Annotated in this window: 8 protein-coding genes and 1 rRNA gene; 3 read left to right on the top strand and 6 right to left on the bottom strand. The window is 69.8% G+C overall.

Annotation, left to right across the window (positions count from 1 at the left end):
• Positions 1-125: ribosomal RNA gene (locus tag ACH34W_RS51480) — 16S ribosomal RNA — on the bottom strand; the annotation flags it as partial.
• Positions 126-880: 755 nt separating this feature from the next.
• Here ACH34W_RS51480 and ACH34W_RS51475 point away from each other — a divergent pair.
• Complete coding sequence (locus ACH34W_RS51475; protein ID WP_395968615.1) at positions 881-1,615, top strand: hypothetical protein; 735 nt, start codon at positions 881-883, stop codon at positions 1,613-1,615.
• Here ACH34W_RS51475 and ACH34W_RS51470 read toward each other — a convergent pair.
• Both ACH34W_RS51470 and trxA read right to left on the bottom strand, forming a co-directional pair.
• The gene (locus tag ACH34W_RS51470; protein WP_395968614.1) at positions 1,544-2,404 is read right to left on the bottom strand and encodes a putative RNA methyltransferase; all 861 of its coding nucleotides are present in this window, start codon (positions 2,402-2,404) and stop codon (positions 1,544-1,546) included. The two genes, ACH34W_RS51475 and ACH34W_RS51470, sit on opposite strands and share 72 nt — an antisense overlap.
• Positions 2,405-2,452: 48 nt before the next feature.
• Positions 2,453-2,806: a thioredoxin gene (gene trxA / locus ACH34W_RS51465; RefSeq protein WP_395968613.1), complete on the bottom strand. Its 354-nt coding sequence runs from the start codon at positions 2,804-2,806 to the stop codon at positions 2,453-2,455.
• A gap of 131 nt (positions 2,807-2,937) precedes the next feature.
• Between trxA and ACH34W_RS51460 the strand changes: the two genes are divergently transcribed.
• On the top strand, positions 2,938-3,969 hold the full coding sequence (locus ACH34W_RS51460; protein ID WP_395968612.1) for an RNA polymerase sigma factor RpoD/SigA: 1,032 nt from the start codon (positions 2,938-2,940) through the stop codon (positions 3,967-3,969).
• 330 nt (positions 3,970-4,299) lie between these two features.
• Positions 4,300-5,646 (top strand): class II 3-deoxy-7-phosphoheptulonate synthase, encoded by a 1,347-nt coding sequence (locus ACH34W_RS51455; RefSeq protein ID WP_395968611.1) that lies wholly within the window; start codon positions 4,300-4,302, stop codon positions 5,644-5,646.
• 34 nt (positions 5,647-5,680) lie between these two features.
• Here ACH34W_RS51455 and ACH34W_RS51450 read toward each other — a convergent pair whose 3' ends face one another.
• The 3 genes from ACH34W_RS51450 to ACH34W_RS51440 are packed head-to-tail and all read right to left on the bottom strand — an operon-like array spanning position 5,681 to position 8,790.
• Complete coding sequence (locus ACH34W_RS51450) at positions 5,681-6,049, bottom strand: ATP-binding protein (protein WP_225993381.1); 369 nt, start codon at positions 6,047-6,049, stop codon at positions 5,681-5,683.
• Positions 6,050-6,063: 14 nt separating this feature from the next.
• Positions 6,064-6,396 (bottom strand): STAS domain-containing protein, encoded by a 333-nt coding sequence (locus ACH34W_RS51445; protein WP_395968610.1) that lies wholly within the window; start codon positions 6,394-6,396, stop codon positions 6,064-6,066.
• 30 nt (positions 6,397-6,426) lie between these two features.
• Positions 6,427-8,790, bottom strand: coding sequence for a SpoIIE family protein phosphatase (locus ACH34W_RS51440; protein WP_395968609.1), 2,364 nt, complete (start codon positions 8,788-8,790; stop codon positions 6,427-6,429).
• Positions 8,791-9,046: the final 256 nt, after the last annotated feature.

The following is a 9,046-nucleotide window of genomic DNA, read 5'->3' as shown; positions in this document are numbered from 1 at the left end:
GGTTGCTCACGTGTTACTCACCCGTTCGCCGCTCGAGTACCCCCGAAGGGGCCTTTCCGCTCGACTTGCATGTGTTAAGCACGCCGCCAGCGTTCGTCCTGAGCCAGGATCAAACTCTCCATCAAGGCACAACGACAACCCGAGCAAAACCCGGACCGCCAAACCTCAGAGAAAAATCCCAGCAATGCGATCACAAGATCGCTTTGCCTCAAAGAAATCCCCAACCATGATCCAAAAACCACGGTCACGGGGAGACCAGACCATCCAAAAGACAGCCTGGCCTATAAAGGCACTGGCTTTTAACACGCTGTTGAGTTCTCAAGAAACGGACACCCACCGCGCCGAACCACCGCTCCCGCGGCACCCGGCTCCGGGGCAACCCTTCTAACTTACCTTGTCGTTCTCTGCTGTCAAGTCGATCTGGCGAAGATCTTTTTAACGAGTAGAGAGTGATTCGGTGCCCACGTACCGATGCGCACAGGCGGGAAGCCTGTCGCTTCGACTTGTGAGAGCGCCCTTCGGGCCGGCCACCTTGCGGCGTCCTGCATCCCGTTCCGGGCTAACCAGACCATCGTACAACAGGCCGAGCGAGGCTCGAACCGGTTTTTCTGATCTGGTCTCCCCGGGGGCCGTCCGCCTCTCGGCGTCCCGCATCCCTCGGGGCAGGCAGAACATTAAGCCGCCCTGCCTAAAGCGTCAAATCGCACCCCAAAATCACCGTCTACCACTCCAGCGACTTCTGCATCAGCTGATGACAAAGGCCGTTCCCAATCCCAAAACTTCGCAGGTCACGCACTACATGCCCCACTTCACGTTGCGGTACGGTTCGCTCAGCCGCGCCCCGGGACGCCCTGGTGACGCTGTCCGGAAGGGGAAGCCGTTGGACGCTTCGGCGGAGCGACGCGTGGTCGCGGCGACCATGGGACCCACCATCCATGACGTGCACGCCTGGCGGTTCAAGGTCGTCCCCGGTCTCATCGAGGTGCGGGCCGATCCGGCGAGGTTCCGGCCCATGCACGATCCGGCTGGGCGTGGCCTGCACATCAGCTGCGGTGCGGCGCTGGTCAATCTCCGGCTCGCTGCCGCGCAGGTCGGCCACGAGGCGGTCGTCCGGTTGCTTCCTGACCCCGGTTCTCCCACGCTGCTGGCGGCCGTGCGGCTGGCGGGCCGCCGTCATCGCGTGCCCCGTTCCGAACGTCTTCTCTTCGCCGCCACCTTGCGCCCGTTCCCCGCACGGCGACCACCCGCCGGCAGCGCTCCTTCGCTGACCGTCCTGAATGAGCTGGCGGAAGCGGCCCGGCTCGAAGGCGCGACTCTCCACACGCTTCCGGCGACCGGCGACGGCCTGCAGAAGGCCGTCCTCACCACCCAGGGGAACTCGCCCGCCGAATGGCTCCGGGCAGGCCAGGCGCTTCAGCGCGTCCTGCTGTCCGGGGTGAGCCGTTCGATCGCCGCGTCGTTCGTGTACGAGGTGGTGGATGTTCCCGCCGTCAAGAGCCTCGCGCAGCACGGCGACATCCCGCAGGTCGTGCTCGAACTCACGTCAACCGTCCTGCCGAAGGGGACGGAAGGCCGTGAGCACGAACGACAGAGTGACCCGGACCGGGTCGGGTAGCTTCGCCACCCGTTCCGCCAGTTCCTCCGCAGGGATGTGGTGCGCGCTCGGACCCATGCCCACGAGCGTCGCCACGTCTTCCCGCCCCAAGGACACCTCGGTTTCGAGCTTCTCTTGTGTCGTCGTCTCGAAGTCCCCGCCCAGAGCGAGCTCCATCCGTTCGGACTTCTCTTCGTCAACCGACAGCAGTCCTAGCGCATCCACCAGCGAATCCAGATGCCGGGACGTAGGCGCGACAACGTGCAGGACGCCGGCCGGATGCAGCACCCGGCGGAACTCCGCGGCGTTGCGCGGCGCGAAGACGTTGATGATTGCGTCCATGCTCCCGCTCCGCACGGGCAGCGGCCGCCACAGGTCGGCCACGGCGGCGCCGATCCGGGGATGCGCCCGGGCCGCACGCCGAGCGGCGTACTTGGAGATGTCGAGAGCCAGCCCCACCGCCTCAGGGAGCCTGTCCAGCACGGCACCCAGGTAATAGCCGGTGCCCGCGCCCGCGTCGAGCACGCACCGCCCGCCGCCGTCACTCACCCGTTGCGCGAGCAGATCAGCCGCCGGGGCGAAGTGTCCCGCGCTGAGGAATGTCTCGCGGGCACGCACCATCTCGGCTGTGTCGGCCGTTCCGGTACGAGCGTCGCCAGGCAGCAGGTTCGCGTACCCCTGCCTGGCGATGTCGAACGAATGCCGGGAGGGACAGCGCAGCGCTCTCTCCGCCACGGCCAGATCCGCTCCGCACAGCGGACACACCAGGTATTCGACGATGTCGGGCAGCACCCGTCCATCATCGGCCACCCGGTGGAGGGTCAGGACCGGTGGAAGGTCAGGAGCCGAGGCGGGCGGTCAGGAGCCGAGGCGGGCGCGGACGTCCTTCATGTCCAGCCCCCGGACCTGCTCGATGACGTTCTCGAGCACCGGCTCGGGCAGGGCGCCCGGCTCGGCGAACACGATGACGCCATCGCGGATCGCCATCAGCGTCGGGATGGAGGCGATGCCGAAGCGCTCGGAGAGCTCAGGCTGGGCCTCGGTGTCGACCTTGGCGAACGTGATGTCCCCGTGCTTCTCCGCAGACTTCTCGAAGACCGGTGCGAACCGGCGGCACGGCCCGCACCACGCTGCCCAGAAGTCGACCAGCACGATTCCCTCGCCCTGCGCCACTTCGTCGAAGTTCTCAGCGGTCAGTGTGACCGTCGCCATGTCGTTTTCTCCTCGGTCGGGGTATCAGGACGGTAGAGCGGCGAACAGCTTCGCAGTATTCCCTAACTGGGAATCACCGGGCTGTAATGAGCGTTCTCCTCCTAGGGAGATCGCATCGGAGAAGGGTCAGGATGGCTGCAACCCGTACCAAGGGCGACAGGATCGACGCCCCCGATAAGGACCTTGTGGGGGCTTACCTGGACCGGATCGGCCGCACACCGCTGCTCGACGCGGTGGAGGAGGTCGATCTGGCCAAGGCGATCGAGGGGGGCCTGTACGCCGAGCAGCTGCTCGAAGAGGGTTCGCTGCACGACGGCGCGTCCCGCGAGGAGCTGGAGGACCTCGTCGAGGCCGGCCTGCGTGCCAAGCAGCGCTTCGTCGAGGCCAACTTGCGGCTCGTCGTCTCCATCGCCCGTAAATACCCCACTGATTCATTGCCACTGATCGACCTCATACAGGAGGGCAACCTCGGCCTCATGCGCGCGGTGGAGAAGTTCGACTACCGCCGCGGGTTCAAGTTCTCGACCTACGCGACCTGGTGGATCAGGCAGGCCATCGGACGCGGGCTCAGCCACACCGCCCGTACCATCCGGCTGCCCGTCCACGTCGAGGAGGAGCTGTCCCGGCTGCGGCGCGCCGAGCGCCAGCTGAGCCGTGAGCTGGGCAGGGAGGCCACCCGCGAGGAGCTGGCCCAGGCCGTGGGCGCCGAGCCCGAGCACGTGGACGAGCTGCTGCGCTGGCGGCGCGACCCGGCCAGCCTGGACGCGACCATCGATGACGCCGGCGAGACCCCCATGGGCGACCTGCTGGAGGACCCCGAGGCGATCACGCCGGAGGCGGAGGTCGTCGCCCTGGATGATCTGGAGGGCCTGGCCCGCCTGCTGGAGCGCCTGCCGGAACGCGAGTCCGCGATCTTGCGTGCCCGGTTCGGGATGGACAGCGGCCAGCCGCTCTCGTACGCCCAGATCGGCGCGCGCTACGGCCTGAGCCACAACCGGGTGCGGCAGATCACCGACCGGTCGTTGCGCAGGCTCCGCCAGCTGGCGGGCGAGGCCGACCTGACCGGCCGCCGGGCTCTGGCAGGAGCCCCGGCAGGCCCCGCGCACGCCGAGGAGCCGCTCCGCACCCCGGTCCGCGCGACCGCCGGTTCGAAGGCGGCCTGAGCGAGGCGGCTGAAAGATGGCCTGAGAAAGACGGCCTGAGACCGCCTGAGAAGGTGGCCTGACCGGCCGTGCGTCCTGGTCCGCGCCCTCCCAGCAAGATCACCAAGCGGCGGCCCCCTCCCCGGGGCCGCCGCTCATTTTGGCCGATCCTTACGATGTCTACGTCTTACGGCTAATGTCCCGTCACGGTCGGTGGCATAGCCTCGGGCCAGTACGGCGGATATCCCAACCATGGGACGATGCCGGGCGTCTAACAGTGCGACCCATACCGACCAGTGCGACTCATACCGACAGCACCCCACCACCGACAGTTCGCAGGTACTACTCGACATGGCCACAGACATCACGGGGGATCTCGACGCCTGGCGCGCCCTCCCCGCCCTCCAGCAGCCCGAATGGGACGACACCGGCGAACTGGCGGCCGTCACCGCCGCGCTGGCCAAGCAGCCGCCGCTCGTCTTCGCGGGTGAGTGCGACCAGCTCAAGGAGGAGCTCGCCGCCGTCGCGCGGGGCGAGGCCTTCGTGCTGCAGGGCGGCGACTGCGCCGAGACGTTCGACGGATCCACCGCCGACGCGGTGAAGAACAAGCTCAAGACACTGCTGCAGATGGCGGTGGTGCTCACGTACGCCGCCAGCGTGCCGGTGGTCAAGATCGGCCGGATGGCGGGGCAGTTCGCCAAGCCCCGTTCCAAGCCGACGGAGGTGCGCGACGGCGTCGAGCTGCCCGCCTACCGCGGTGACGCGGTCAACGGCTTCGACTTCGACGCCGTGTCCCGCCGGAACGACCCGTGGCGGCTGCTGCAGGCCTATCACTGCTCCGCGATCACCTTGAACCTGTGCCGCGCGTTCACCAAGGGCGGCTACGCCGACCTGCGGCAGGTGCACGCCTGGAACCAGGACTTCGTCGCGCAGAGCCCGACGGGCCAGCGGTACGAGCAGCTGGCCGCGGAGATCGACCGCGCCCTGACGTTCATGAAGGCCTGTGGCGCCAATCCCGACGAGTTCCACGGGGTGGAGTTCTACTCCAGCCACGAGGCGCTGCTGCTGGACTACGAGCGGGCGCTGACCCGCGTCGACCACCTCAGCGGCCTGCCGTACGACGTGTCGGCGCACTTCCTGTGGATCGGTGAGCGGACCCGGCAGCTGGACGGGGCCCACGTGGACTTCCTGAGCCGCATCCGCAACCCGATCGGCGTGAAGCTGGGGCCGACGACCTCCGCCGACGACGCGCTCGCCCTGATGGACAAGCTCAACCCCGATGGCGAGCCGGGCCGCCTCACCTTCGTCACCCGGATGGGCGCGGGCAAGATCCGCGACGCGCTGCCGCCCCTCATCGAGAAGGTGACCCAGCACGGCTCGCCGGTCGCGTGGGTGTGCGACCCCATGCACGGCAACACCTGGGAGGCCGCGAGCGGCCACAAGACGCGCCGCCTCGACGACGTGCTCGACGAGGTGGCCGGGTTCTTCGAGGTGCACCGGGCGCTCGGCACCCATCCGGGTGGCATCCACATCGAGTTCACCGGCGACGACGTGACCGAGTGCGTCGGCGGCGGGCACGAGATCGCCGAGGACGATCTGCACCAGCGGTACGAGACGGCCTGTGACCCGCGTCTCAACCGCCGCCAGTCACTGGACCTGGCCTTCATGGTCGCCGAGCTCTACCGGAAGACCGCCTGAACGGTGAGTGAGGGGTGTCCGCCTGAGTCCCGGCTCAGGTGGACACCTCGGCCCAGACGACCTTGCCGCCGGAGACCGGCTCGGCTCCCCAGGAGCTGGCGAACCGGTCGACGATGAACAGGCCGCGGTGCGACTCGTCCAGCGGGCCGGGGACGGTCAGGCGGGGCATCTGGGTCGCCCGGTCACGGACCTCCACCCGGACCCGGCCGGAGCCGCGCAGCAGCCGCAGCTCCAGTGCCGTCCCGGCGTGCCGGACCGCGTTGGCCACCAGCTCGGCCACGATGGCCGTGACGAGCTCCTCGCGGTCGATCAGGGACCAGGCCCGCATGGTGCGGGCCGCCAGCCGCCGTGCGTATTCCACGGCCTCTGTCTGCGGGGCTGCTCGGAGCGTTGTCTCGGTCATGTCGTCCGTCACTATCAGCCCGGGGATCCATCGGTCGCGGCGCCACCGATCAGGAATCGGTCGAGGCCCGTCGTGCGCAGCACGTTCTCGACCCTGCCGTAGGCACCGGTGACGGTGAGGGTCGCGTTCTGGGCGCGTGCGTGCTTGTAGGCGCGGACCAGCACGTTGAGGCCTGAGGAGTCACAGAAGTCCACGGCGGTGAGGTCCACGACCACCTCCCGCTCGCCCGCGTCCACGAGCTCGGTCAACCGCGCCCGCAGCTCGTCGGAGGAGTGCAGGTCGATGGAGCCGCGCGCGGCTATCGTCGCGCGTCCATCTTGTCGCGTCGTGTGCAAGGCAAGCCCCACGCCACCCCACCTTACCGATCGATGTTCTCATCATGACGCCCGGAGAACTATGAGGGCAACGTCGTCGTTCGACGGCTCAGCCCCGAAATCGCGCACCGCCCGCTGGATACGAGCGGCCACGGCTCCCGCGCTGAGGCCGGTGCATCCGGCCAGCAGCCGTTCGAGACCGTGCCCGTCACCGAGCAGCCGGGCCCCCGCTCGCCGCTCGGTGACACCGTCGGTGACGCACAGCAGTACCTGCCCGGGCCGCAGGTCCACGGTATCGGTATGGAAGTCCACTTGATCGAAAACCCCCAGCAGCGGCTGCGGGGAGGCGACCTCGCGCACGGTCCCGTCCGGGTCGAGCACCAGCGGCGGCGGATGGCCGGCGCTGGTCAGCCGGATCGCCACGCCGTCCCGCCGCGGGCGCGGCCGGATCTCGCCGTGCAGCAGGGTGAGCAGCCGTCCCCGCTCGCCCTCGCCGAGGATGAGGCGGTTGAGGCGGCCGAGCACGTCGGGGACGCTCATCTCCTCGGCGGCCAGTATGCGCAGGGCGTGCCGGGCCAGGCCGGTGACGGCCGCGGCCTCGGGGCCGGTCCCGCACACGTCCCCGATGGCGAACCGCCAGCGGGACGCGGACGGCGGCGAGGTGCCCTGCCCAGGGAAGGGGCCGCCGACCTGCCCGGCGCATTCGAAGACGTCGTAGAAGTCGCCGCCGACCTCACTGCCCTCCCCCGCCGGCTCGTACACGACCGCGACCTCCAGGCCGGGGATGTCGGGGACGCCGGGCGGGAGCAGGCTGCGCTGCAGCGCGCTGCTCATCGCGGTCTGAGCGGAGTAGAGGCGGGCGTTGTCGACGGCGAGCGCGGCGCGGCGGCTCAGCTCCTCGGCGAGCTCGACGGCGCTTCGCGGAAACCGGTCGCCGTAGGGGCGGCCGATGACGATGGTGCCGATCCGGCGCCCGCGGGCGACCAGCGGGAACGCGTACGCCTGGTCGCTCGCCGTGTCGCCGGCCGCGGCCCGTGCCGCGGGCGGCGCGGTCGTCAAGCCGTGCCAGGGCCCGGGCGCGTCCGTCTCCGGCACGACGTCGGCGTGGTCGAGGAGCTCACGCAGGCCGTCCGCGCGGTTTTCGTCGGCGTGCCAGACGTAGGCCAGCTGGGCGGCCTCGCTGTCGCCGACCGTGTAGACGGCGCACCACTGCGCCAGGCGCGGGACCACGAGCTGGGCGACGAGCGCCATGGTGCGTTCCTGGTCGAGCGTCCCGGCGAGCAGGTCGCTGGCCTCGGCGACAAAGCTCAGCCAGCCGCGCCAGGACCGTTCCAGCTCGCCGATCCGGGCCTTTTCCAGGGCCAGCGACGTCTCGTCGGCGATCCGCCCCAGCCGGGCGCCGTGGGTCTCGTCGAACCGGTCCGGCGCGCTCCCGACGGCGACGATCAGGCCGATCAGACGGCCCTGCGCCTCGATGGGGGCGGCGGCGATCGACCGGGCCCGCAGTGCGGCTGCGACCGGGTCGGTCGCGTCGGCCGACACCCAGGGTCCGCCGCCGAGGGCCTCGGGGCCCAGCGCGGCCACCGACAGATCGCTGAACTTCAGCTCGTCGGGCAGCCCCGCGGACGCGCTGAGGACGAGCCGGCCGTCGCGTTCGGTCAGCAGCACCGCCGCCGCGTCGGCCGCGAGCGCGTCGCGTACGGCCGTCACCGCGTCGTCGAGGGTCTCACGTGCGGCCGGAGAGCGCAGGACCCGGTCGCCGGTGGCGAGAGCGTCCTGGGCGGCGCTCTGGGAGGCATTCTGGGAAGCGGTCACACGGCCGCCGCGTGGAGCGCCCCCACGGCCCATGGAGCGGGCGCCGTCCACCCGGAATCCGGCGCCGCCGCTTTCGGCGCCGGCGCCGTGATCGAGATCACGGCGCTGGGCGCGGCCTTCACGATCGAAGCGGGACGCGTCGTCACGGCCCTCCACGACCACCGGGATCCCGCCGTTGGTGGCGTCGGACCCGGTGCCGTTGACCCCGGGCCGGGGAAGCCGGAACCAGACGCCCTTGGTGCGGCCCTCGTAGGTGACGCCCCAGGAGGCCGCCAGCCGGGCGATGGACGGCAGGCCGCGGCCGCTGGAGGCGTTCAGGCCCGGCATCGCGATCGCGCGGGTGGGATGGAGATCACGGACCTCCACCTGGATCTGGTCGTCGGCGAGACGGCAGGCCACCTCGAACGAGGTGCCGGCATAGGTGACCGCGTTGGTCGCCAGCTCGCTGGTGGCGAGCACGGCGTCGTCAGCAGCCTCCTCCATGCCCCAGTCGGCCAGAACACGCCGTACGAAGCGGCGGGCGTCCGCCACCGAGGCCGCAGCGGACGGGAAGGTGGCCGACACCGTCTGCCGTTCCAACGTCGTCCTCACCTCGAACCGGGAAATTGCCAAGCCTGGCTATCGTGACAGACGGGTCGACCGCTCGGCCAGGCTCGGTCGGAGAGCCCTGGCGCCGGGGTGGGTGCGCCCGGCGCAGGGCCGGGCAAGAGCGGTCACGCCCACACAACTCGACAGACCGTAACACGAAGACTACGGGCCCTGACCTAGAGGTTGCAGTGCTCCACGGGTCCCGAACTGTAGGGATACGGTGGCGAACAGTCAGGATCTCCACACCTCGGCAACGTAGAGTACGTAGACCGGCCTCAAG

Source organism: Actinomadura sp. 6N118 (assembly GCF_044326415.1).
Lineage (GTDB): Bacteria > Actinomycetota > Actinomycetes > Streptosporangiales > Streptosporangiaceae > Spirillospora.
The sequence above is the reverse complement of the archived record's forward strand: the minus strand, read 5'-3'. Positions and strand labels throughout refer to the sequence as shown.